19 protein-coding genes and 1 pseudogene are annotated in these 23531 nt (G+C 70.7%); 5 read left to right on the top strand and 15 right to left on the bottom strand.

Annotation, left to right across the window (positions count from 1 at the left end; translation table 11 throughout):
- Positions 1 to 33: 33 nt before the first annotated feature.
- Positions 34 to 888 (top strand): acyl-ACP desaturase, encoded by an 855-nt coding sequence (locus ACFP3H_RS23465; RefSeq protein WP_378609200.1) that lies wholly within the window; start codon positions 34 to 36, stop codon positions 886 to 888.
- An 82-nt stretch (positions 889 to 970) separates the two neighbouring features.
- Here ACFP3H_RS23465 and ACFP3H_RS23460 read toward each other — a convergent pair whose 3' ends face one another.
- From ACFP3H_RS23460 to glpX, 3 genes are all read right to left on the bottom strand, one after another.
- The gene (locus ACFP3H_RS23460) at positions 971 to 2368 is read right to left on the bottom strand and encodes a class II fumarate hydratase (protein ID WP_378609199.1); all 1398 of its coding nucleotides are present in this window, start codon (positions 2366 to 2368) and stop codon (positions 971 to 973) included.
- A 77-nt stretch (positions 2369 to 2445) separates the two neighbouring features.
- Positions 2446 to 3297 carry a patatin-like phospholipase family protein gene (locus ACFP3H_RS23455; RefSeq protein WP_378609197.1) on the bottom strand — a complete coding sequence of 284 codons (852 nt, stop codon included), beginning with the start codon at positions 3295 to 3297 and terminating at the stop codon, positions 2446 to 2448.
- Between the two features lie 30 nt (positions 3298 to 3327).
- Positions 3328 to 4371 carry a class II fructose-bisphosphatase gene (glpX, locus tag ACFP3H_RS23450; RefSeq protein WP_378609196.1) on the bottom strand — a complete coding sequence of 348 codons (1044 nt, stop codon included), beginning with the start codon at positions 4369 to 4371 and terminating at the stop codon, positions 3328 to 3330.
- A gap of 127 nt (positions 4372 to 4498) precedes the next feature.
- Between glpX and ACFP3H_RS23445 the strand changes: the two genes are divergently transcribed.
- Positions 4499 to 5065 carry a DUF4245 domain-containing protein gene (locus tag ACFP3H_RS23445; RefSeq protein WP_378609194.1) on the top strand — a complete coding sequence of 189 codons (567 nt, stop codon included), beginning with the start codon at positions 4499 to 4501 and terminating at the stop codon, positions 5063 to 5065.
- A gap of 159 nt (positions 5066 to 5224) precedes the next feature.
- On the opposite strand, the gene ACFP3H_RS23440 is transcribed toward ACFP3H_RS23445, so the two are convergent.
- The 10 genes from ACFP3H_RS23440 to ACFP3H_RS23395 all read right to left on the bottom strand — a co-directional run bounded on the left by ACFP3H_RS23440 (position 5225) and on the right by ACFP3H_RS23395 (position 14675).
- On the bottom strand, positions 5225 to 6217 hold the full coding sequence (locus ACFP3H_RS23440; protein ID WP_378609193.1) for a LacI family DNA-binding transcriptional regulator: 993 nt from the start codon (positions 6215 to 6217) through the stop codon (positions 5225 to 5227).
- A 17-nt stretch (positions 6218 to 6234) separates the two neighbouring features.
- A complete protein-coding gene (locus ACFP3H_RS23435) occupies positions 6235 to 7017 on the bottom strand; it encodes an ABC transporter permease (protein ID WP_378609191.1) in 783 nt (260 codons plus the stop codon).
- Positions 7014 to 7739 (bottom strand): ABC transporter permease, encoded by a 726-nt coding sequence (locus tag ACFP3H_RS23430; RefSeq protein ID WP_378609190.1) that lies wholly within the window; start codon positions 7737 to 7739, stop codon positions 7014 to 7016. The genes ACFP3H_RS23435 and ACFP3H_RS23430 overlap by 4 nt, the downstream gene beginning before the upstream one ends.
- Before the next feature lie 80 nt (positions 7740 to 7819).
- Positions 7820 to 8587 carry an ABC transporter ATP-binding protein gene (locus ACFP3H_RS23425; RefSeq protein WP_378609189.1) on the bottom strand — a complete coding sequence of 256 codons (768 nt, stop codon included), beginning with the start codon at positions 8585 to 8587 and terminating at the stop codon, positions 7820 to 7822.
- Positions 8584 to 9609 (bottom strand): ABC transporter substrate-binding protein, encoded by a 1026-nt coding sequence (locus tag ACFP3H_RS23420; RefSeq protein WP_378609188.1) that lies wholly within the window; start codon positions 9607 to 9609, stop codon positions 8584 to 8586. The genes ACFP3H_RS23425 and ACFP3H_RS23420 overlap by 4 nt, the downstream gene beginning before the upstream one ends.
- Positions 9610 to 9623: 14 nt before the next feature.
- On the bottom strand, positions 9624 to 11048 hold the full coding sequence (locus ACFP3H_RS23415) for an FAD-binding oxidoreductase (protein WP_378609187.1): 1425 nt from the start codon (positions 11046 to 11048) through the stop codon (positions 9624 to 9626).
- Between the two features lie 54 nt (positions 11049 to 11102).
- A complete protein-coding gene (locus ACFP3H_RS23410) occupies positions 11103 to 12368 on the bottom strand; it encodes an amidohydrolase family protein (protein WP_378609186.1) in 1266 nt (421 codons plus the stop codon).
- Positions 12369 to 12477: 109 nt separating this feature from the next.
- A complete protein-coding gene (locus ACFP3H_RS23405) occupies positions 12478 to 12729 on the bottom strand; it encodes an exodeoxyribonuclease VII small subunit (RefSeq protein WP_378609185.1) in 252 nt (83 codons plus the stop codon).
- Positions 12726 to 14012, bottom strand: coding sequence for an exodeoxyribonuclease VII large subunit (gene xseA / locus ACFP3H_RS23400; RefSeq protein WP_378609184.1), 1287 nt, complete (start codon positions 14010 to 14012; stop codon positions 12726 to 12728). Before xseA ends, ACFP3H_RS23405 begins: the two co-directional genes overlap by 4 nt.
- A 75-nt stretch (positions 14013 to 14087) precedes the next feature.
- The gene (locus ACFP3H_RS23395) at positions 14088 to 14675 is read right to left on the bottom strand and encodes a lipid droplet-associated protein (RefSeq protein ID WP_378609578.1); all 588 of its coding nucleotides are present in this window, start codon (positions 14673 to 14675) and stop codon (positions 14088 to 14090) included.
- Positions 14676 to 14789: 114 nt separating this feature from the next.
- Between ACFP3H_RS23395 and ACFP3H_RS23390 the strand changes: the two genes are divergently transcribed.
- Positions 14790 to 15809 (top strand): 4-hydroxy-3-methylbut-2-enyl diphosphate reductase, encoded by a 1020-nt coding sequence (locus ACFP3H_RS23390; protein ID WP_378609183.1) that lies wholly within the window; start codon positions 14790 to 14792, stop codon positions 15807 to 15809.
- Positions 15810 to 16667: 858 nt separating this feature from the next.
- Here ACFP3H_RS23390 and ACFP3H_RS23385 read toward each other — a convergent pair.
- Both ACFP3H_RS23385 and ACFP3H_RS23380 read right to left on the bottom strand, forming a co-directional pair.
- Positions 16668 to 16988, bottom strand: a pseudogene (locus ACFP3H_RS23385) (DUF6542 domain-containing protein); the annotation flags it as partial.
- 105 nt (positions 16989 to 17093) lie between these two features.
- Positions 17094 to 18242 (bottom strand): DNA recombination protein RmuC, encoded by a 1149-nt coding sequence (locus tag ACFP3H_RS23380; RefSeq protein ID WP_378609182.1) that lies wholly within the window; start codon positions 18240 to 18242, stop codon positions 17094 to 17096.
- Positions 18243 to 18352: 110 nt separating this feature from the next.
- On the opposite strand from ACFP3H_RS23380, the gene ACFP3H_RS23375 reads away from it, so the two are divergent.
- The gene (locus ACFP3H_RS23375; RefSeq protein WP_378609181.1) at positions 18353 to 19555 is read left to right on the top strand and encodes a metallophosphoesterase family protein; all 1203 of its coding nucleotides are present in this window, start codon (positions 18353 to 18355) and stop codon (positions 19553 to 19555) included.
- Positions 19556 to 19598: 43 nt separating this feature from the next.
- Positions 19599 to 23240, top strand: coding sequence for an AAA family ATPase (locus ACFP3H_RS23370; protein WP_378609180.1), 3642 nt, complete (start codon positions 19599 to 19601; stop codon positions 23238 to 23240).
- Positions 23241 to 23531: the final 291 nt, after the last annotated feature.

The following is a 23531-nucleotide window of genomic DNA, read 5'->3' as shown; positions in this document are numbered from 1 at the left end:
CCGCGCGCTCGGCCGAGGTACTAGGTTGGCGTGGTGCAGAAAACTTTGACCGATCGCGAGCTGCTGGACTCGCTCGCGGACGTGGTGGAAACGAACCTGCGTCGCCATATCGAGGTGGCCGACGGCTGGCAGCCGCACGAGCTGGTGCCGTGGTCGGACGGGCGCAACTTCGCCTTCCTCGGCGGCACCGACTGGACCCCGGAACAGTCCGAGCTGAGCGACACCGCCCGCCTCGCGCTGACCGTGAGCGTCCTGGTGGCCGACAATCTGCCGTCCTACCACCGTGAGCTCGGCAAGCACCTGCGCACCGGTCCCTGGTGGCGCTGGGTGGGTCGGTGGACGGCGGAGGAGAACCGCCACGAGATCATGATCCGCAACTACCTCATGCTCACCCGCGCGGTGGACCCGGTCGCGCTCGAGCGGGCCCGCATGCAGCACATGACCGAGGGCTTCAACCGTCCCCCGATGCACCTGATCGATGTGCTGGCCACCTGCGCGTTCGAGGAGCTCGCCGCCGCGGTCCGGCACCGCAACACCGCCGCCCTCGCCGAGAACCCGATCGTCACCGCGATGGCCGAGAAGCTGGCCGCCGACGACGAGTTGCAGGCCGAGTTCTTCGCCGTGCTCGTCGAGGCCGCGCTGGACCTGGCGCCCGACCAGGCCGTGCGCGCCATCGCCGACCGGGTCGCCGACTTCCGGGTGCCGCACGTGGACCTGCCCGGCGGCGGATCCAGCGACGAGGCGCTGGCCGAGGCCGGGATCTACAACCGGGCCGACGAGGGCGAGCTGGTGTTCAAGCCGCTGCTGCGACGCTGGAACATCTTCTCTCGCACCGACCTGAGCGAAGAAGGCGAAAAGGCCCGCGCCGAACTCGCGCTGTATCAATAGCGGCTACCGCCGCGGGTTCGCGACCCGGCCACGAACGCCCCTCCTCGCGGTCGAGGTCGGGGGTGCGTGGCCGGGTCTTCGGTTATCTGTCGACCTGGGCCATCGCCAGCACGTCGAGCTTGGCGTCGAGTTCTTCGACCGACAGTTTGTCCGGGACCAGACCCCGGTCGATGACGGTCTGGCGGATCGTCTTCTTCTCGCGCAGTGCCTGTTTGGCGACCGCGGCCGCCTCCTCGTAGCCGATGGCCGAGTTGAGCGGGGTGACGATCGAGGGCGAGGATTCGGCGAGGGTGCGCAGGTGTTCCTCGTTGGCGACCAGGCCGGCCACGCACTTGTCGGCGAACAGGCGAGAGACGTTGGCCAGCAGGCGAATCGACTCGAGCAGGTTGCGCGCCATCACGGGGATGTAGACATTGAGTTCGAACGCGCCGCTCGCGCCGCCGAAGGCGATCGCCGCGTCGTTGCCGACCACCTGCACCGCCACCTGCGTCACCGCTTCGGGCAGCACGGGATTCACCTTGCCGGGCATGATCGAACTGCCCGGTTGCAGGTCCGGCAGTCGCAGTTCGCCCAGGCCGGTCAGCGGCCCCGAACCCATCCAGCGGATGTCGTTGGCGATCTTGGTCAGGCTCACCGCGATGGTGCGCAGCGCGCCGGAGGCCTCCACCAGACCGTCGCGCGCGGCCTGGGCCTCGAAGTGGTCGCGGGCCTCGCGCAGGGCGTCGATTCCGGTGGTGCGCACCAGTTCCGCGACGACCTTGGTACCGAACCCGGCGGGCGCGTTGAGGCCGGTGCCCACCGCCGTGCCGCCGATCGGCAGTTCGCCAAGGCGCGGCAGGGTGGCCAGCGCGCGTTCGATGCCCGCCGCGATCTGGCGGGTGTAGCCGCCGAATTCCTGGCCCAGCGTCACCGGGACCGCGTCCATCAGATGCGTGCGGCCCGACTTCACCACGGTGCGCCACTGCTGCGACTTGTCGAGCAGGGCCAGGCGCAGATGGTCCAGTGCGGGAACGAGTTCGGTGATCAGCGCCTCGGTGGCGGCCAAATGGGTGGCGGTGGGGAAGGTGTCGTTGGACGACTGCGACATGTTCACGTCGTCGTTGGGGTGCACGGTCACGCCCGCGCGCGCCGCGATCGAGGCGATCACCTCGTTGGCGTTCATGTTCGAGCTGGTGCCCGAGCCGGTCTGGAACACGTCGATCGGGAACTGGTCGTCGTGCTCGCCCTCGGCGATCTCGGTCGCGGCGGCGATGATCGCGTCGGCCTTCACCGGATCGAGCAGGCCAAGATCCTTGTTGACCTGCGCGCACGCGGCTTTCAACAGGCCGAGCGCGCGGATCTGGGCGCGGTCGAGTCCACGCCCGCTGATCGGGAAGTTCTCCACGGCCCGCTGCGTCTGCGCCCGCCACAGCGCGTCGACGGGGACTCGGACTTCCCCCATGGTGTCGTGTTCGATCCGGTACCGCGCGTCGTCAGCCATGATTCGACCCTAGAACCACAACCTCGCGAATGGGGGACCCAGCCGCGCGCGAAATCCCACAGCGCGCGCCGGAATACTCAGGACTCGGTCTCGGTGGGCCACACCGCGCGCACCGCGTGGACGTATTTCTCGGCCTGGGCGCGCCCGGTCTCGGCCGCGCCGTGCACGCGCGCCGGGTCGAGTTCGTTGGGGCCGATGGCCTTGCGGCAGTGCTCGTCGGGGTGGATGACGGTGACCTTGGCCGACCCGAGATGCGCGAGCTGGGCCGAGATCTTGCCGCTGCGGCGCGGGGTGAGGATGTTGGATGCCAACCCGACGATCCGGTCGTATCCCTTGGCCAGATCCAGATTCAGCGGGGATCGGACACCGCCGTCGAGGTAGGTGTGGCCGCCGAGGGAGGCGGCGGGCCAGGCGAACGGGATCGCGCAACTGGCATTGACCGCCTCGGCCAGCGTCACCCCGGAATCGCGGTCGAAGACCTTCAGCTTCCCGGACGCGGCGTCGACGGCGACGATCCACAGCGGCTTCTTCGGCCACTTCTTCTCGGGCAGCCGCGAGGACACCGCCGCCAACCGCAGCACCGGATCGACCTTCGACTTGCCCTTGGAGGCGTTCGCGACCCGGCGCACCGCGGTGGCCTCGTTGGGCGCGGTGCCCGCGAGAAAGGCCCACTTGGCGAGCTGGCGGACCGTGAGCCGGTTGGCGATCTCGGCGTGCAGCGAGCCGAGTTGGCGCTTGTAGAGCGTCTCGGTCGACAGTTCGCTGCGGATTTGCGCGCCGACCACCGCGCCGGAGGACGTGCCGATCACCAGATCGGCCGTGCGCAGATCGACCCCGGCCTCGGCCAGGCCGGTGATCATGCCGACCTGCCAGCCGATACCGGCGATGCCACCGTTGCCGAGGACCAGGGCGGTGCTGGGCGTTGCCATAGTTCGACTATAGGGACGCCCAGCCCCGGATCACGGTAGCGGCGGGTTCGCGCTGTCGTCGCCGTCGAAGTCGACCGAGGAGTACTCGCGCAGCTTGGTCAGGCGGTGGTAGGCGTCGATCATGCGCACGGTGCCCGACTTGGACCGCATCACGATCGACTGGGTCGACGCGCCGCCGGCGTAGTAGCGCACGCCGCGCAGCAGGTCACCGTCGGTGACGCCGGTGGCGCAGAAGAACACGTTCTCGCCCGAGACCAGGTCGGTGGTCGAGAGCACGCGGTCCAGATCGTGGCCCGCGTCGATCGCCTGCTGACGCTCTTCGTCGTCCTTGGGGGCGAGCATGCCCTGCATCTCACCGCCGAGGCAGCGCAGCGCGGCGGCGGCGATGATGCCCTCGGGGGTGCCGCCGATGCCGACCAGGATGTCGACGCCGGACTCGGGACGCGCGGCGGCGATGGCGCCCGCGACGTCACCGTCGGAGATCAGGCGGATACGCGCGCCCGCGGCCCTGGTCTGCTCGATCAGCTCGGCGTGGCGGGGACGGTCCAGGATGCACACGGTCAGGTCGGAGACCGACAGGCGCTTGGCCTTGGCGACGCGGCGGATGTTCTCGCCGATCGGGGCGGTGATGTCGATCGAACCGGCGGCGTCGGGGCCGACGGCGATCTTGTGCATGTAGAACACCGCGGACGGGTCGAACATGGCGCCGCGCTCGGCGACCGCCAGCACGGAGATCGCGCCGGGGGAGCCCTTCGACATCAGGGTGGTGCCGTCGACCGGGTCGACGGCGAAGTCGACCTCGGGGCCGGTGCCGTCGCCGACGAGCTCGCCGTTGTAGAGCATCGGCGCTTCGTCCTTCTCGCCCTCGCCGATGACGACGATGCCCTTCATCGAGACCGAGCTGACGAGCTGACGCATGGCGTCGACAGCCGCGCCGTCGCCGCCTTCCTTGTCGCCACGGCCGACCCAACGGCCGCTCGCCATCGCACCGGCCTCGGTGACGCGGACCAGCTCCAGTGCCAGGTTGCGGTCGGGTGCCTCACGGCGGCTGGGGGCGGGCGAAGATGCCGTCATTGCGGAGTGCCTCCTTGGCGTTGGTGTTACGGGTGCATTGTCGCATTCCGAAACGGCACGCCCGTGCACGACCTCCCGGCGCGACCCGTCGGCGGTCCGGTCGGGGCCCGAGTGGATACTGGTAGCCGTGGCCCAGCAGAAACACCGCATTTTCAACGACTACCGTGACCTGTTCTGGTCGCTGATCCCGTTGGTGCTGGCCGCGGTCGTGCTGGCGGGGGTCGCGAGCCAGTGCACGGTGGCCACCAGCGGCCCCACGCAGGGCCAGATCCCCTACTTCGACGCCACCGCCGCGCTGAAGCTCGACGCGAAGACGATGTCGTTCCCGATCCGTCAACCGGCGTTGCCCGAGGGCTGGGTGTCGAACTCCGGTAGCCGTGACAGCATCACCGCCGCCGGTGGCGGCGCGGTGAGCACCGTCGGCTACATCACCTCGCAGGGCACCTACATGCGGTACTCGCAGAGCGACGCCACCGAGGAAGCCCTGTCGCGGCACGTGCTCGGCTCGCGCTACCCGACCGGGACCAAGGAGGTGGCCGGGCAGAAGTGGGTGGTCTACGCGGAGCCGACCGAGGAGTCCGGCTGGATCGCCGATCTGGGTGGGGTGCGGATTCTGATCACCGGCGCCGGCAACGAGGCCGCGTTCACCGCGTTGGCCGCGGCGATTACCGCCGCGCCGCCGTTGGCGGGTTGAGCGCGCTCGACACCGGTCCGGTCGGGGTGGCATTTTCGTGCATTCCGCCGCGCGGCAGACCGTTTTCGGCGTCGTGGCGCGGAGAAGTGCACGAAAATGCTCGCGGCGGCGGTCGAGCTGGGCCCGCTCGCGCCTCGGGCGTGACCCGTCGGCCCGCTGTCAGCGCACGATCAGGCTGGGTCGGAACAGCTGGTTCGGTGGCCGTTCCCCCGTCGTGAGCGCGCTCACGAGCATGCGCACAGCCGCTGCGGCCTGTTCCTCGCGGTGGGTGTCGATGGCGGTGAGGGGCGGGTCGGTGTCGCGGGCGATGCTGCCCTCGGAGGTGATCAGGTGCAGGTCGGTGCCGAGGGTGCGGCCGAGTTCACGGGCGGCGGTGACGCACCCGGCGGCGACGGAGTCGAGGGGGGCGTAGACGGCGTCGACATCGGGGCGCTCGGTGAGGAGTTGATGGCAGGCGCGGTGGGCGAGTCGGGTGCGGCCGCCGTCCTCGGTGAAGTCGACGGTCGCCACGATCGGGGTTTTGCCCGCGGTGGGGCACCAGCGTTCGTAGGCGGTGCGGGTGGCGGCCGCGTTCTGCCTGCCGCTGTTGTCGACGAGCAGGGCGGGGTGGCGGGCGCCGAGGGCCTGGAAGTGGGTCATGGCCAGGTCGACGGCGGCGTCGCGGTCGAGGGCGACCGAGCTGGCGGGGGCGGGGGCGTGGCCGCCGATGGTCACCACCGCGAGGCCGCGGGCGGTGGCTGCTTCGACGATGCCCTCGGCGGGGTCGGGGTCGATGAGCAGCACGCCGTCGGCGGCGAGATCGTGGACCCGGTCGTGATCGCCCAGCGGGGGGACCAGCACCAGGGCGTAGCCGTGGCGGAAGGACTCGTTGGCGGCGGCCAGTGCGGTGCGGGTGTACCAGTCCAGGCGGGATTCGGCGTCGTCGACCTGGTCGGCGACCATCGAGGTGACCAGCCCGATCATCATGGTGCGCCCGGTGCGCAGGGCCCTGGCCTCGCGGTTGATTCGGTAGCCGAGTTCGGTGGCGGTGGCCAGGATGCGGGCGCGGGTGCTGTCCTCCATGCGGCCCTTGCCCGCGAGCGCGAGCGAGACCGCCGACGGTGAGACACCGGCGGCGGTCGCGATATCGCGCATGGTCGGCCTCGGTGGCACCCGTACCTCCTTCGTGGTCATGAGAGTACCGAGGGGTCGGCGAAGCGCAGCGTGACGAGGCGTTCGACGGCGCCGACGAGGGTGTAGAGCACGATCGAGGCGGCGGCGACCACGGCGATCGAGGCCCACAGTTGCGGATAGTCGTAGCGCGGAATGGCTTTGAGCATCGAGGAGCCCAAACCCTGTCCAGTGCCGAGCCATTCGGCGATCAGTGCGCCGATGAGCGAACCCGGCACCGAGATTCGCAGGGCGGCGAACAGTGAAGGCAGGGCGGCGGGTAGCGCGACCATGCGCAGGGCCGTGGCCTCGCTGCCGCCGTAGGCGCGGATCAGGTCCATGCTCTGCTGCGGCGCCCCGCGCAGTCCGGCCACGATGGTGACGAAGGCCGGGAAGAACACCACCAGCGCGCCGGTGATCGCCACCATCGTCATGCCGCGCCCGAAGGTGGCGACCAGGATGGGCGCGAGGGTGACCAGCGGGATCGAGCGCAGCAGCGTCGCCACCGGCACCGCGCTGCGTTCGAATTCCCGGGAGAGCAGGGCGAGGGCGGCGCCGCTGAGCGCCAGACCCATGCCGACCACGAAGCCGAGGCCGGCGTCACGCAGGGTGATGGTGAGTCCGTCGATGATCTGGGCGCGGTGGGCGGGCTTGCCGTCGACCAGGTAGGTCCACACGTCCATCGGGGTCTGGCCGATGCGCGGGCCGATCTGGGGGAAGGCGGCGAGGAAGCCGAACCACACGGCGAGCACGAGCACGGTGGCCAGGGCTACCGAGCCGAGAAATGCCATGACGCTCTTCATGATTCGCCCTTCGTGATGGTTCCCGGCCCGTACAACCGCGTTCGGACGAGCCTGCCGGTCAGGGAGGCCACGAAATAGCCTGTGCCCGCGAGCAATCCGGCGGCCAGCGCCATGCCCCAGGTCCGGGGGAGGTCGTAGGAGGATTGGGCGGCGGTGAGCGCGACGCCGACGCCGCTGTCCACGCCGCCCAGGTATTCGCCCAGGATCGCGCCGAGAACCGCTGCGGGCGCGGCGATCTGGAGCGCGGCGGTCGTGGCCGGGAGCGCCGTGGGGATCCGGACGCGGGTCAGGCGGTGCCAGCCGTTGCCGCCGTACGCGTCGACCAGGTCGATGCTGGTGCGGTTGGCCGATTTCAGGCCGGTGAGGGTGCCGATCATGGAGGTGAAGAACACCGAGACGGCGGCCAGGAACACCGTGGGCGTGCGGCCGCCGAACACCACCAGCACGATCGGGCCCAGCGCCAGCAGCGGCACGCAGTAGCTGATCACCGCCAGTTGCGCGGCCAACGGTTCGGTGCGGGGGAACACCGCCACGGCGAGCGCGACCGCGATGGCGGCGAGGTTGCCGACGGCGAAGCCCTGGAGCGCGCCCCACGCGGTGATCGACAGGTTCGGGCCGTAGAGGTCGAATCCGTCGTCGGCGACCGAGGCCAGGACCGCCCACGGCGTCGGTACCGCGGTGGTCTCGAGGCCCGCCACCGCCCACAGCACGAGCAGGATCACGGCTCCTCGCAGGCCCGACAGCCGCGCGCCGACCTGTCGGACTCGGCCTCCTCGCGCGAGGGTCGCGCTCGCCGGGCGGCTCACGCGGAGCGCCGTTCGCCGAACAGCAGGCCGGAGAGGTGATCGTGCAGCGCGTGGAATTCCGGGGTGCGCATCATCTCGGGCGTCCGTGGTCGCGGCAGGTCGATCTCGACCAGTTCCAGCACGCGACCCGGCCGCGCCGACATCACCGCCACGGTGTCGGACAGGAACACCGCCTCGCCGATGCCGTGCGTGACCATCAGGGTCGTGGCGGGCTTCTCGGTCCAGATTCGCAGCAGTTCCCTGTTCAACCGCTGCCGGGTCATGTCGTCGAGCGCGCCGAACGGCTCGTCCAGCAGCAGGACCGAGGGCTTCACGACCAATGCGCGGGCGATCGAAACCCGTTGGCGCATACCGCCGGACAGTTGGGCGGGCTTGGCGGACTCGAAGCCGGCGAGGCCGACGAGGTCGATCAGACCGTCGATCACCGCGTGGTCGACCGGGAGCCCGGCCACCTGGAGGGGCAGGGCGATATTGGATCGCACACTGCGCCAGGGCAACAGCGCCGAATCCTGGAACGCGATGCCCAGCTCGTGGTCGGTGCGCAGTTGTTCGGGGGTGCGGCCGTTGACCAGCACCGAACCCGAGGTGGGCGTGTCGAGCCCGGCCAGGATGCGCAGGATGGTCGACTTGCCGCAGCCCGACGGCCCGAGCAGGGACAGGAATTCGCCCCGCGCACTACGCAGATCCACCTCGGTCAGCGCGTCGACCGTGCGCTTGCCCGCCGTGAAGGTCTTGGTGAGTCCGCTGATCTCGATGCCGCTCATCGCAACCCCGGGTTCTCGGCGTAGAGCTCGGTGAGCAGCGAGGTGTCGAAGAGTTGGGCGGCGGTGACGGTGGAACCGGTGCGGCCCAGCGCGGTGACGGTGTCGGTGATCAGGCTCGGGGCGAGGGTGAACAGGCCGTCGCGGCGGGTGTCGGGGGTCAGGATCAGCGGCAGGGTCGCGTCGAGCAGGGCCCGCTGCTGGGCGGTGTCGAGTTTCTGGTCGGCGCCGTACTTGTCCACGGCCAGCGCGACGCCGCGATCGGGATCGGCCAGCGCGTCCTTCCAGCCCTTGATCTCGGCGGTCAGGAAGGACTTGCACCGGGCGCGTTCGTCGGTCAGCGACTGCTCGGAGACCACGAAAACCTGGGCGCAGGTGCGCATTCCGAAGTCGCCGTACAGGAACGAGTACGTGGGGAAACCCTTGGCGCGCAACGAGACCGGTTCGTTGGTGGTGAACCCGGACCACGCGTCGACCTCACCGTTGACCAGCGGGGACGGATCGAACTGCACCGGAATGACTGTCACCGACGACGGGTCGACACCGTTGGCGGTGAGCAGGCCCTCGAAGGTCGGCAGATTGTGGTCCGCCACGCCGACTCGCTTGCCCACCAGGTCTTTCGGGGTTCGCAGCGGCGCGGAATCCGGCGAGGTGACGCAGGCGGGACTGGTGGCCATGGTCGCGCCGATGATGCGCACCGGCACCCCGCGTTCGATCGCGGCGGCCACCTTCTGCGGGGTGGAGGTGCCGATCCACACCTTGCCGGTGTCGATCCCGGCCTCGGTGCTCGTGCCCGCCGCGCCACCGGCGAGCAGTTCCACGCTCAGCCCCGCGTCGCGGAAGTGACCGTTCTCGAGCGCGAGGTATTCCCCGGCGAACTGGACGTTCTTGATCCAGCCCAGTTGCATGGCGATCGTGTCGCCGGAGCCGGTCGAACGGGAGGCGGCGGGGGAGCAGGCGGCCAGGCCGGCGGCGACTCCGACGCAGCCGGTCAGTCGCAGGGCATGTCGACGGGAGAGTTGCATGATGGGCGCCTTTCTCAGTTGCTCAGTCGGTAGGACCAGCCGCTGTTGGGCAGCGCGGTCGAGGTGGAGACGGTGTCGGTGGCGACCACGTCGTCGGCTTTGCCCTGGGCCAGCAGGCCGTAGGGGTCGAATTCGCGTTTGAACGCGGCCTCCTTCGGGCCCCACGGCTTCATGCCGCTCGCGCCGAGGACGGGGGTGTGGGTGTTGGCGATGGACAGCCCCGCCCGCTGCAAGCGCGCGGTGATCTCGGCCAGCTGTTCCTGGCTCTCGAACTCGAACACCGGCGAGCCCTGGCACGACAGTCCGCCGTCGATCCGCTTCATCTCCAGGTGCACCGGACCAAGCTCGGCGAAGTCGCGGTGGATCCGCACGATCGACTCGTACAGGTTCTCCTGCGGGTACAGCGCCAGCAGGCCGATCAGCTTCTTGTTGCGGCGCTGGTAGTGCATCATCGAATGCCCCCAGGTGAACTCGTAGAGCGGTGCGCCGTAGGTGCCCTTGCCCTCGATGCAGCGGTAGCGGATCCGGCCGCCGTTGGCGTGCACGAGGTCCTCCACGTTCGGGACCGACTGCACCGCCGCCATCAGCAGCACCATCGCCTCGCCGTCGGGGATCAGCCCGGCCAGGTCCGGGAAGTACTGCGGCAGCGGATGCGCGTGCGGCGACACCACCTTCTTCAGCACGCCGTCGCTGTTGCAGATATCGACCGAGAAGCGCGCCGCCTGTTCGAATTCCGGGAACGAGATCACCAGCTCGTGCCACTCCCAGGCGGGCGAGACCGGCAGTTCGACCTCGGTGATGATGCCGTTGGCGCCGTAGGCGTGATGCACGGTGTTCACATCGCGCCCGCGCAGCTCGATCAGGCGCGGATGTTCCTCCACCGTCATCACTTCCAGCGCGGTGATATTGCCGGTGTCGCGCAGGATGCCCCACTGGCAGCTGCCGATTCCGGCGTGTCCGCCCGCGATGTAGCCGCCGATGGTGGCCTGCTGGGAGGTGGAGGGGTGCATGCGCAGTTCCCAGCCCGACGGGCGGATCGCGGCGTCGATATCGGCCACCACGGTGCCGGTGAGCGCGCGCACGGTGCGCGGGACCTGCCTGCCGCGATCACCGTGCCAGTCGAGCACGCCGGTCAGGGCGGTCACGTCGATCACCGCGCCGCCGCTGAGCGGTACGCCCTGACCGAACTGCCCGGACCCCGCGCCGCGCACGGTGATCGGGATGCGGTGGCGCGCGCAGGCGGCGACGGCGGTGCGCAGTTCCTCCTTGTCGCGCGGGGCGATGAAGATCTCGGCATTGCGGCCGCGCAACAGGTCTCGTAGCACCGGGCTCTGTGCGAAGCGGTCGCGGCTCTTGCTGCGCAGTTTGCGGGCGTCGGTGGAATGGTCGATGGGGCCGAGGTCGGTGCGTAGTCGGGAGATGGCTTCGACGGGTGACATGTGTTGTGCTCCATGGTGATTCGTGTGTGCCGCCAGGTCGGCGGTGGGTGTGGTTCAGAGCAGGGCGCGCAGGGCGGCGACGCGCTCGTGGACTTCGGTGGTCGCGGGCGCGAACAAGCCGGTGGAGACGCTGCGGGCGCCGACGCGCACGTCGGTGATGTTGGCTGCGGACAGGGCGAGGACGGTGTGCGCGTACAGATCTGGGGACAGTGGCCCCGTGCTGGGGCGTTCGGGGTCCAGGACGAGGAAGTCGGCGAACTTGCCGGGTTCGAGGCTGCCGACCCGGTCCTCGACGCCGAGCGCTTCGGCGCTGCCGAGGGTGTGCATGCGCAGGATCTCGCGGCTGCTCATGACCGCCGCGTTCCTGGCCGTGGCGCGCAGCAGGTACAGGCCCGTGCGCATGTTCTGGAAGGGGTCGGCCACATCGGCGCTGGCCTGGCCGTCCACGCCGAGACCGATGCGCAGCCCGGCGGCGCGGTATCCGGCGATATCGGGGATGCCGGAGCCGAGCCTGCCGTTGGACAGCGGATTCCACACCATGGCCGCGCCGCGGGCACCCGCCTCGGCCACGATCTCGGGGGTGGTGTGGATGAAGTGCGCGAAAACCGTGTCGGGGCCGACACTTCCGGTCGCGAGCAGCTGGGCGAACTCGGCGCGCTGGCGTTCGGTGGCGGCGGGGTCCTCGAGGTAGTGCAGGTGTTTGCCGATGCCGTACTCGGTCAGGAGGTCGGCCTCGGTGCGCATCGCGGGTTCGTCGAGGGGCCAGGTGGTGTTGTAGGAGCGGGCGAGGATGCGCGGGTCGTCGATGTCGGCGGTGTCGCGCTGGAACCGTTCGATTCCTCGCAGGCGCTCGGCGGCGGAGTCGGATCGAGAAGGGCTGTGCGAGTAGATGGTTCGCTGGGGGAGGTCCAGTGCGGCCCGCCACTGACCCGCCGCACCGTCGCCGAAGCTGTGGGTGTGATTGCAGACGGTGGTGATGCCGTGGCGGAGCAGGTCGTGGCCGCCGTGCACGGTGAAGGCGTACAGGTCCGACTCGGTGAGCAGCGGACCGAACTTCAGGTGCAGCTGTTCGATCCAGCCGTAGGTCGAGCAGCCGTCGGCCAGGCCGCGGAACACCGACTGCCACAGGTGGCTGTGGGCCGAGACGAAGCCGGGCAGCACGAGTTGACCGGCCAGGTCCACCACGGTGGCGCCGGGCGGGATCTCGGGTGAGCCGGGGCCGGTCGCGGTGATGACGCCGTTCTCGGCGGCGAGGAAGCCCCGATAGGGCGCGGACCCGTCGTGCACCGGCACGAACAGTCCGTCGACGAAAATCTCCACCGCGTACGCCTCCCGACCACCGGTTGATCAATCGATTTACCAACGGTGATCAGCGTGCCGGGACTGTGTTTCATGGTCGTAAAGCGGGAATTGCGTTTGTGGAGCGGGCTCAGTCGGCGGTGTCGAGGTCCGCGCGCGACAGCGCGTCCTTCACGCGGCGGCGCGCGCCCGCGAGGTGCTGTTCGCAGCGGGTGGCCAGCGCTTCGCCGCGCTCCCACAGGGCCAGGGAGTCGTCGAGGTCGAGGCCGCCCTGTTCGAGCATCTTCACCACGTTGATGAGTTCGTCGCGGGCGCGCTCGTAGCCGAAGGCGGCGATCTCGGTCATGGTGTCGTTCTCGGAACCGGCGTCGGCCACGATCATTTCCTCTTCTCGTCGGTGGACTCGGGCGTCAGGCGGGTGGCGCCGAGCGCGGCGGCGGTGACGGCGCCGTCGGCGACCCGGATGCGCAACTGGCTGCCCGCGGGGGAATCGTCGATCGAGCGCACGACATGGCGTTCGGGACCGGCCACGCGCTGCACGACAGCGTAACCACGGGCCAGCGTCGCGGCCGGACCCACGGCGGTGAGTTTCTCGCGCAGATGGCCCGCGGTGGTCGACTCGGTGCGCAGCAGCTGCTCGACCGTGCGGCGCGCGGCGGTGCGGAGTCGTTCGAGTTCGTCGTGGCGGTGGTTCAGTTCGCGCAGCGGATCGGCCATGACCGGACGCGAACGCAACTGGGTGAGGGTGTGCGATTCGCGCTGGACCCACGCGCGCAGGGCGGCGGCCGACCGGGCCCGCATATCGCGCACGCCGGCCAGTTCGGCGGCGGCGTCGGGGACGATGCGCTTGGCGGCGTCGGTGGGGGTGGCCGCGCGCAGGTCGGCGACCAGGTCGAGCAGGGGGTTGTCGGGTTCGTGGCCGATGGCGCTGACGATCGGGGTGCGCGCGGCGGCCACGGCCCGGCACAGTGCCTCGTCGGAGAACGGCAGCAGATCCTCGACGCTGCCGCCGCCACGGGCCAGCACGATCACCTCGACCTCGGCGTCACGATCGAGTTCGGCCAGCGCCTCGAGCATCTGCGGCACGGCAGTGGGACCCTGCACGGCGGTATTGCGGATGACGAAACGGACTGCGGGCCAACGGTTCTGGGCCACGGAGACGACATCGCATTCGGCTGCGCTCGCCCGGCCGGTGATCAAGCCGATGGTCGCGGGCAGGAACGGCAGCGGTCGTTTCAGGCGGGCGTCGAACAGTCCCTCGGCCGTCAGCAGGGCCTTCAACCGTTCGATCCGCACCAGCAGTTCGCCGATGCCGACCGCGCGAATCTCGGTGACCCGCAACGAGAGCGTGCCCCGCCCGGTGAAGAACTGCAGCTTGCCGTAGACGACCACCCGGCTGCCCTCGGTCAACGGCACCGGCAGCCTGCGCAGCAGTTCGGGATCGCACGTCAGCGACAGCGACATGTCCACCGAGGCATCGCGCAGCACCAGGAACGCGGTGCGGGTGCCGGGCCGCGCGCTGATCTGGGTGACCTGCCCCTCGACCCAGATACTGCCGAGCCGTTCGATCCACTGGGCGACCTTCACCGCGACCGACCGCACCGGATACGGCTGCTCCGCCGAGTTCGCCGGAGCGCCGGTCTGCGCGACGCCGTCCTGAGTCATACGACAGTTCTACGCGGCGGCACCGACACAACCAAAAGGCGACCGCGCCCTATGGGGATCGCGGTCGCCTCGAGGTCACTGCTGCGCTCGGACCGTCGCGATGCGGTTGGTGAGCATGGTGACGAAGGGGGCGCGGGCGCGGGTCTGCTGTTCGAAGGCCAGCAGCTGCGCCAGCTCCTCGAGGGTCAGCATCCGCAGGCGGGCGCGCAGCTGGGCCAGCGTCATCGCGGGGTAGTCGTAGCGGATCGCGACCTCGGGGGCCACGACCGGCTCGGGCTCGACGACCTCGTCCTCGGCCTCGAGCACCAGCAGCGAGGCGGGCACGACCTTGCCGTTGGTCTGCGGGGCCTCGGCGACCGGGGCCTCCTCGAACAGGTCGAAGAGGCTGGCGTGGCCGTTGGTGGCGACCGGCGGCGCGAGATCCTCGTCGAAGGTGGCCCACTCGGGCTGCTCGGCCGGTGCCGAACCCAGACGTTCGAACACGCTGTCGCCCTTGAGGGCGAGGCTGGTGACGAACTGCTGCAGATGCATGGTGGTCTGCAACACGCGACTGAGCGCGGTGATCGGGAAGTTGACCGCGGCGACGGGCAGTCGCCGGGTCTCTTCTAAGGCGTACACGGCAGCGCCGGCGGCTACCCGAGCCAGGAACGGAGGTCGAAACATGCCCCCAGCCTGCCGTAAAGCGGCGGTGATGCAAAGGACCGGGGCCCACCGATGTGACTTTTTCCCCGCGAACCGCCCTGATCGCGGCCGTGCCACGCACGTAAGCTGTGGACTATGACCTCGGCAATCCCGTTGAACGTCGGTATCGCGCGCTCCCCGGGCGCGCTCGCTGCCGGTGGCAAGCGCGTACTGCTGGCCGAACCGCGCGGCTACTGCGCGGGCGTCGACCGCGCCGTCGAGACCGTGGAGAAGGCGCTCGAGAAGCACGGCGCGCCCATCTATGTGCGCAAGGAGATCGTGCACAACCGCCACGTCGTGGAGACCCTGCGCGAACGCGGGGTGATCTTCGTCGACGAGACCGACGAGGTGCCCGAAGGCGCGCTGCTGGTGTTCTCCGCGCACGGGGTGGCGCCGGTCGTGCACGAAACCGCCGCCCAGCGCAACCTGCGCACCATCGACGCCACCTGCCCGCTGGTCACCAAGGTGCACCAGGAAGCCAAACGCTTCGCCCGCGACGACTACGACATCCTGCTGATCGGCCACGAGGGCCACGAGGAAGTCGAGGGCACCGCCGGTGAGGCGCCCGAGCACGTGCAGCTGGTGGACGGGCCGGACTCGGTGGACCGGGTCACCGTGCGTGATCCCGCGAAGGTGATCTGGCTGTCGCAGACCACGCTCTCGGTCGACGAGACCATGGAGACCGTCGAACGCCTGCGTGCCCGCTTCCCGACCTTGCAGGACCCGCCCAGCGACGACATCTGCTACGCCACCTCCAACCGGCAGACCGCGGTCAAGGCGATGGCGCCCGAATGCGAGCTGGTCATCGTGGTCGGCTCGCGCAACTCCTCCAACTCGGTTCGGCTGGTCGAGGTGGCCCTCGGCGCCGGTGCGAACGCGGCCTACCTGGTCGACTACGCCCGCGAGATCGATCCGGCCTGGCTCGACGGGGTGGATACCGTCGGCATCACCTCGGGCGCCTCGGTGCCGGAGATCCTGGTGACCGGGGTGCTGGAACTGTTGGCCGAGCACGGGTTCGGTGCGGTCCAGCCGGTGACCACGGCCAACGAGACACTGGTGTTCTCGCTGCCGCGCGAGCTTCGGCCCGCGCGCGGGAACGCGGCCTCGCCGAGCTGAGTCGGCCGGTCTCCGAACGAAGAAATCCCCGTCCGCTGGACGGGGATTTCTTTTACACGTTGTCCGGTCGACGCCGTTCGGTGCGGGACGAGTCGGCGCGGTCTCGGTAGCGCACGTTCGGTTGGGGGTGCGGGGGTGCTTCGCCGCGGCGGCGGGGGATGCGGGCCGGTTCGGGTTCGCGCGCGGGGGCTGCGGCGCGGGTGGGGCGGGCATCGGGTTGACGGGGTGGGGTGGTGGGGCGTGCGCCGCGGGTGTCGGGTTCGCGGGGTGGGGTGGCTGCGCGGGCCGTGCGGGCATCGGGTTCGCGGGGTGGGGTGGCTGCGCGGGCCGTGCGGGCATCGGGTTCGCGGGGTGGGGTGGCTNGGCTTCGCGAGGCGGGGTGGCCGCGCGAGCCGTGCGGGCGTCGGGTTCACGGGGAGGGGTGGCCGCGCGGGCCGTGCGGGCGTCTTCGCGGGGAGGTGTCGTCGCGCGGGTGGGGCGGGCGTCGGGTTCGCGCGCGGCGGCTCGGGCCGTGCGGGCGTCTTCGCGGGGAGGCGTTGTGGGGCGGGCGCCTCGGCCGCGGCCGGGTGTGCGCTTCGGGTCGGTGGGGCGGCCGCCGCGGCGGGCGGGGCTCGCCATGTCGACCTCGGTGTCGGGGTCGTCGATGACGGCGGTGCGGCGCGGGCGCTTGCGGGCGGCGGCGGCGAGGTCGTCGGCCGACTCGGGCTTGCGGCGCTTGGTCGGCTTGCGTTCGGCCGAGCGCTCGGACTTGCGGTCCGTGCGGCGTTCGCGCGTGGTCGGGGCCGCCGTCTGCGGTGCGCGCTTGGCGAGTGCGATGCGGGCGCCGCCGATCAGCAGGACCAGCACGGTCGCCAGCGCCATCGTCGGGAAGCGTTCCACCAGCGGGATGATCAGGTTCATCAGAACGTCTTTGATCGAGGTGGTCGCGCGCCCACCCAGCAGCTGGCAGGCCACCGGCACCGCCACGAACAGCAGCAGCGGCGGCATCACCATCGTGGAGAACAGGCCGCGGAAACGCACCGCGCACACGGCCAGCACGCAGCCGAGAACGTACAGCGCCGAGAACGTGCCCGTCGGGTAGGACTCGCCGCCGAATCCGTCGATCAGGAACCCGACAGCCGTCGCACCCGCGGCGAGCAGAATCGCGGCCCAGGCGGGAACGCCGGGTACCGAGGACACGATCGAGCGTTGCGGCGCGGGCACCCGGGATCGCGCACGTTGGGAAGCAGCCACACCATGACACTAACTGCACAACGCCCGCGCGGGCGCCACGGCACGAGGATCTCAGAGGCGATCCTCGGCGTCCGCCATGGCCACCGCGCGCGGTCTGGTCTCGGTCAGCCGGATTGCCGGAAGGGGCTGATCGGCGATGCCGAGATCGTGCATCCGGCGCGCGGTGACCATCACCCGTGACTCCACCGAACCCACCGTCGAGTTGAAAGCCGCTACGGCCTTACCGAGATTCACGCCGAGATTGTCCAGATGCTCGGCGACCTTGCCCAACCGCGTGTAGAGCTCCTTACCCAATTGCTGCACCGTTGCCATATCGCGCGACAGCGCCTCCTGCCGCCAACTGAACGCCACCGTCCGCAACAGCGCGATCAGGGTGGTGGGGGTTGCCAGAATCACGTTCCGGCCGAACGCGTACTCCAGCAGGTCGGCGTCGGTGGTGAGCGCGGCGTCGAGGAACGGATCGCCGGGCACGAACAGCACGACGAATTCGGGCGCCGGGTCGAAGGCCGCCCAGTACGCCTTGTCGGCGAGCTGGTCGACGTGGGCGCGCAGCTGCTTGGCGTGGCGGGTGAGCAGGGGCGCGCGGGCCGCGGGGTCGTCGGTGGTCGCCGCGTCCAGGTACGCCGAGAACGGCACCTTCGCGTCGACCACGATGTGTCTGCCGCCGGCCAGGCGCACCACCATGTCGGGGCGCACCGCGCCGCGGTCGTCGCCGCCGGGCCTGCTCACCTGGGTGTCGAAATCGCAGTGCCTGGTCATCCCCGCCAATTCCACGACCCGCTCCAACTGGATCTCGCCCCACCGCCCGCGCACCTGCGGCGCCCGCAGCGCGGCGACGAGCTGGCCGGTCTGATCCGAGAGTCGGTGCGAGGTGCGCTGCATCCCCGCGACCTGTTCGCGCAATCCCGAGTACGCGTCGATCCGGTGGTGCTCGACCTGCCGGATCTGTTGTTCCAGCGCCCCGACCGCGTCGCGCAGCGGGTCGACCATCGCCCCGATCGCGACCGAATGTCGGCGCGCCGCATCCTCGTTGGCCGAGTGCAGTGACTGTTGCAGCAACCGTTGATTGTCCTGTGCGGCGGCGAGCCGGGCCTCCGCGGCGGCAGCGCGCTGCCCACCCCGGGCGGCATGGCCCAACCAGCCGAGACCGAAGCCTGCGGTGAATACCAAGACGAGCGCGACGAGCATCGAAGCGGTCATGGCGGCGATACTGCCCGAGGGCACCGACAAGTTCGCAATTCCCGGGCAAACCGGGCGTCGCGGCGGGCGTCGATTGAATTCTGTCGGTGGTGTGCCCTACGGTTCGCGGCATGCGGATCCTGCACACCTCCGACTGGCACATCGGGCGCACCTTTCACGGTGTCGACCTGCTGGCCGATCAGGCGCGCGTGCTCACGGCCGTCGCCGAACTCGTGGCGAGCGAATCCGTCGACGTGGTGGTGGTGCCCGGCGACATCTACGACCGCTCGATTCCCAACGCCGACGCGATCGGCGTGTGCAACCGCGGATTCGAGGCGATCCGCGCGGCGGGCGCGACCATCGTGGCCACCTCGGGCAATCACGATTCGCCCGCACGCCTCGGCGCGGGCGCCAGCTTCGCCGCGGCCGGTGGACTGTACCTGTGCACGCGGGTCGCCGACGCGCACCGCCCGATCGTGCTGTCCGATGCGCACGGTGCGGTGTGCTTCTACGGCATCCCGTACCTGGAACCCGAGATCACCCGCGCGGAACTCGGTGTCCCGCAGGCGCATTCGCACGCCGAGATCCTGGACGCGGCGATGGCGCGAATTCGCGCCGATATCGCCGAGCGCGCCGGCGCGCGCACGGTGGTGCTGGCACACGCGTTCGTGGTCGGCGGGGAGGCGACCGGGTCGGAGCGGTCCATCTCGGTGGGCGGGGTGGAAACGGTGCCCATGTCGGCCTTCGACGGCATCGACTACGTGGCGCTGGGCCACCTGCATTCGCCGCAGACGCTCTCGGAGTCGGTGCGCTACAGCGGTTCTCCGCTGCCGTATTCGTTCGGCGAGAACTCACATCGCAAGGCGGTGTGGATCGCCGATCTCGACGCCGACGGGCTCGGCGCGGTCACCCGGCACGAGCTGCCGCGCGTGCGGGGGCTCAGTCGGCTCACCGGCACGCTCGACACCCTGCTCACCGCGGCCGAATTCGATTCCGCGCAGGAGCATTACGTGTCGGCGACGCTCACCGACACCGCGCGGCCGGTGGACCCGATGCGTAAACTGCGCGGGCGGTTCCCGCACGCGGTGCACGTGGAATGGGCGCGGCCGGAAGGTAATCCGGAGTTGCACTATCGCGAGCGCGTGCACGGTCGGCGCGACGGCGAGGTCGCGGCGAGCTTCCTGTCCGATGTTCGTGGCACACCGAGCAAGGGGGAGATGGCATGGGTGGAACGAGCGCTGGCCGCCGCGGTCAGCGAGACCGATTCCGGTCGCGGCGAACTCGTCGCGGAGCCGTCGGTCGCGGAGCCGTCGGTCGCGGAGCTGTCGGCGTGAGCGGTCGCCCGGTGTTCGGTGGCCCGGTGTTCGGTGGCCGCGAGTGAGGCTGCATCGGCTCGAACTCACCGCCTTCGGCCCGTTCGCCGAGACCACCGTCGTCGATTTCGACGCGCTCGGCGCCGACGGACTGTTCCTGCTGCATGGGCACACCGGGGCGGGCAAGACCACCATCCTCGACGCGATCGCCTTCGCCCTCTACGGCAAGGTGCCCGGTGCGCGCGGGGAGAGCAAGCGCCTGCACTCCGACCACGCCGATCCGCAGACCGCGCCGCGCGTCGTGCTCGAGGCCACGCTCGGTGGTCGGCTACTGCGCCTGACCCGCTCGCCGGAATACGAGCGCCCCAAGAAAAAGGGCACCGGGACCACGGTCCTGAAACATCAGGCCACGCTCACCTGGCTCGACGGCAGCGGCGAGAACCTCGCCCGCCCGACCGACATCGGTGACGAGGTGCTGCGCCTGCTCGGGATGAGCGCCGACCAGTTCTTCCAGGTGGTGCTGCTCCCGCAGGGCGACTTCGCCCGCTTCCTGCGCGCCGAGAACGAGGACCGCGAGAAACTGCTCGAGAAGCTCTTCGACACCGAGCGTTTCGGCACCGCCGAGAAGTGGCTCGCGGATCGGCGCCGCGCCGCCGAGAGCGAGCTGGGCGGGCGCCGCCACGGCATCGACCGCTTGATCACCAAGGTCGGCATGGCGGCGGGATTCGGCGGCGCCGAATCGATCGGCATCACCGATTCGGTGACCTGGTCCCAGGAACTGCTCGCCGCCGCGCGCACCGAACTGGCCGAGGCGTTGACGAATGCCGAACTGCGCCAGAAGGAGTCGGCCGAGGCCCGCGCCGAAGCCGAGCAGCAACGCCGCATCACCGACCTGCACGCCCGGATGACCGCGGCCCGCACCGAACTCGACACCTACCTCGCCGCCGCCCCCCGCCGCGCCGAACTCGAACAGGAACTGGCCAGGGCCCGCCGCGCCGAACCGGTCGTCCAGGCCATCGACGAGGCCCGCTCCGCGGTCCGCACCCTACGTCGCGCCGACGCCGCCACCACCCACGCGACCACCGAACTCGCCACCCGCCTGAGCGACCCGGCCGCGGCCGATATCGCGGGCGTCGACCTGCTGAGCGTGGAGTGGGACGAGTCGTCGCGGGCGGGCGACCGGACTGAGCCGGTGCGGAACGGTGCCGGTCGGAGCGAGGCGGTCGAATCAGCCGGGGGTCGAGCCAACTCTTCGGGTTCTCACCTGCGGGGCTCGGAGCGACACAGTGCGGGGGAGTCTCGGGCGGCGGACTGTGTGGGGTCGGTGGCTGGTGAGCCTGCCGGTCGAGCGGGTTCTTCTCGTGTGGCGGCGGCGAGCGCCGGCGCGGAACAGTCGGCGGGCGTGGAGGTTCGGGGTGATCTCGACGCGGCGATCAATCAGTGGAACGGGCTGCTCGGGGTGCTGGGGGAGGTGCGGGTCGATGCGGTGACCGCGCGCAAGCTCGGGGAGGATCTCGCCGGGTACGAGAGTCAGGTCGCGCAGCTCACCCGGCGTGCGGCGGAATTGAGTCGGCGACGACTGGAAGTGCCGACGGCGATCGCCTCGGTGCAGGAGCAGCTTCGGGAGGCGACCGATGCCGCCGCCGCGCTGCCCGGGGTGCGCAACGAGCTGACCAAGTGGCAGGACTCGGCGGCGGCCGCTGTCGAAATCGCCCGTCAGCGACCGGCTTTGGATCGGGCACAGGGCGAACTCGACGTCGCGCGCCGGACCCACCTCGACGCCAGGGAACGGGTGCTCGACCTGCGCGCTCGTCGCCTCGCGGGGATGGCCGCCGAACTCGCGGGCGCGCTCACCGAGGGTGCGCCGTGCACGGTGTGCGGTTCCGCCGAACACCCGCAACCGGCGCGCCCGACCGACGACGCGGTGTCCAAGGACGCCGAGTCCGCCGCGCAGGCCGCCGAACAGGCCGCCGAGGCCGCGCGGGACCGGGTCGCCGAGCGCATCGGCGCCATCGAACGCGAGATCGAGGCCATGACGGCCCGTGGCGGTGACGCCGATCCGGTCACCCTCGCCGACGCGGTCCGCGCCGCCACCCACCGCTTCGACGACACCGCCGAAGCCGCCGACCGGGTCCCCGCCCTGACCACCCGCCTCGACGCCCTGCGCACCGAGGAAGCCGCCCTGCACGAGCAGTCCCGCGACCTCGACGCCCGCCTCGGCACCATCACCGCCACCATCGCCACCACCCGCACCCGCCTCGACGAACTCACCGCCCGCCTCCGCACGGCCGCGGGCGCCGACACCACCGTCGACGCCCGCACCACCCGCCTGCAATCCCTCATCACCGCCGCCGCCACCCTGCGCACCACCCGCGCCGACCGATCCACCGCCCACGACGCGGTCCACACCATCGCCCTCCGCGTCGAAAACCTCGCCCACGCAGCTGGACTCGTGCCCGAGGGCTACCGGATCGCCCCCGTCCCTGACCAGCCCGGGACGGAAGCGCGGCCGGGTGGGGACCGCGCCGAAGCTGAAGTCCGTACCTCTCGTGGCCGAGGCGTGGCGGCCGGCGTAGAAGACTCCTCCATCCCGGCGGAATCCGCGCAGGTGGGCTCTGCTTCCCCGCGTTCGGCCGACGCGGCGGGGGACGACGCTGATGCTTCCGCGCTTCCCGAGTCCGGCAATGGTGGACCTGCCGCTCATGCCCGCGCTGAACCTGACATGCCGAGCCTGTTCGACCTTTTCGAGATCGATTCCCTCGATTCCCTCGACGCGGAGCCGGACGACACCGTCACGCCCGATGAACCACCGGCCCCGCCTCGTGACGACATCGCGCTGCTGATCGCCTACGCGGAGGTCGTCACCGCCGCGGCGCGGACCGCGCGGCAGCAGGCGGCGATCGAGGCCGAGTTGACCGGCGCGGATCGGGCGCGGGCCCACGCCGAGGCGGTGCTGGCCGAACCGGGGATTCGGGCTGTCGCCGACCAGGTTCCGGGCGACCTGAACGCGCTGGAGCAGCGCTTCGCCGAGGCGCAGCGCGCGCTCACCGCGGCGGTCGCGGTGCAGTCGGCGGCGACCGAGCGGGTGGCGCAGCTCGAGCAGCTGGGGACGCAGCTGTGGGGTGAGGTCGAGCGGATCGCGCCCCAGCAGCGCGACTTCGACGAACTCGCGGCGCTGGCCGAGGTGGTCGCCGGGCGCGGGGAGAACAATCGGCGAATGTCGTTGCGGTCCTATGTGCTTGCCGCGCGATTGGAGGAGGTCGCGGTGGCCGGGTCGCTGCGACTGCGTCGAATGTCGGGTGGCCGTTACGAATTCGTCCACTCGGACAAGGCGGGTCCGCGCGGGAGGCGCGGCGGTCTCGGGCTCGACGTCCGCGACGACTACACCGGCGCCGTCCGCTCCGCGAAAACCCTCTCCGGCGGCGAAACCTTCATGGCCTCACTGGCTTTGGCGCTCGGCCTCGCCGATGTGGTCGCCGCCGAAACCGGCGGCGTGGTCCTGGACACCCTGTTCATCGACGAGGGCTTCGGCAGCCTCGACGCCGACACCCTCGACGCCGTCATGGGCGTGCTCGACGAACTCCGCGCGGGCGGCCGGGTCGTCGGCGTCGTCAGCCACGTCGACGAAATGCGCCAACGCATCCCCAGCCGCCTACACGTCCTACGCGGCCGCACCGGCTCCCGCCTCGAAGCGACGGTCTCCTAACCACCACGGACCCCGCCGAAGGGCAGTGGCTTGTCGCGCGTGCGGGCTCGGACCGGGGAGCCTTGGGACGCGAAGCTTCCTGGTGCGTGCTCGGACCGGTGAGCCTCGGGGCGCGAGGCCTGCCGGTGTGGGCTCCGGGCCGGGGAGCCTTGGGGCGCGAAGCCTCCCCGTGCGGGCTCGGACCGCGATGCCTGCCGGTGCGGGCTCGGACCGCGATGCCTGCCGGTGCGTGCTCGGACTGCGGAGTCTTGGGGCGCGATGCCTGCCGGTGCGGGCCCGGACTGCGGAGCC

The organism is Nocardia lasii (assembly GCF_042658545.1).
In the GTDB taxonomy this organism is placed as follows: domain Bacteria; phylum Actinomycetota; class Actinomycetes; order Mycobacteriales; family Mycobacteriaceae; genus Nocardia; species Nocardia lasii.
This window is presented reverse-complemented; position numbering and strand designations above follow the sequence as displayed.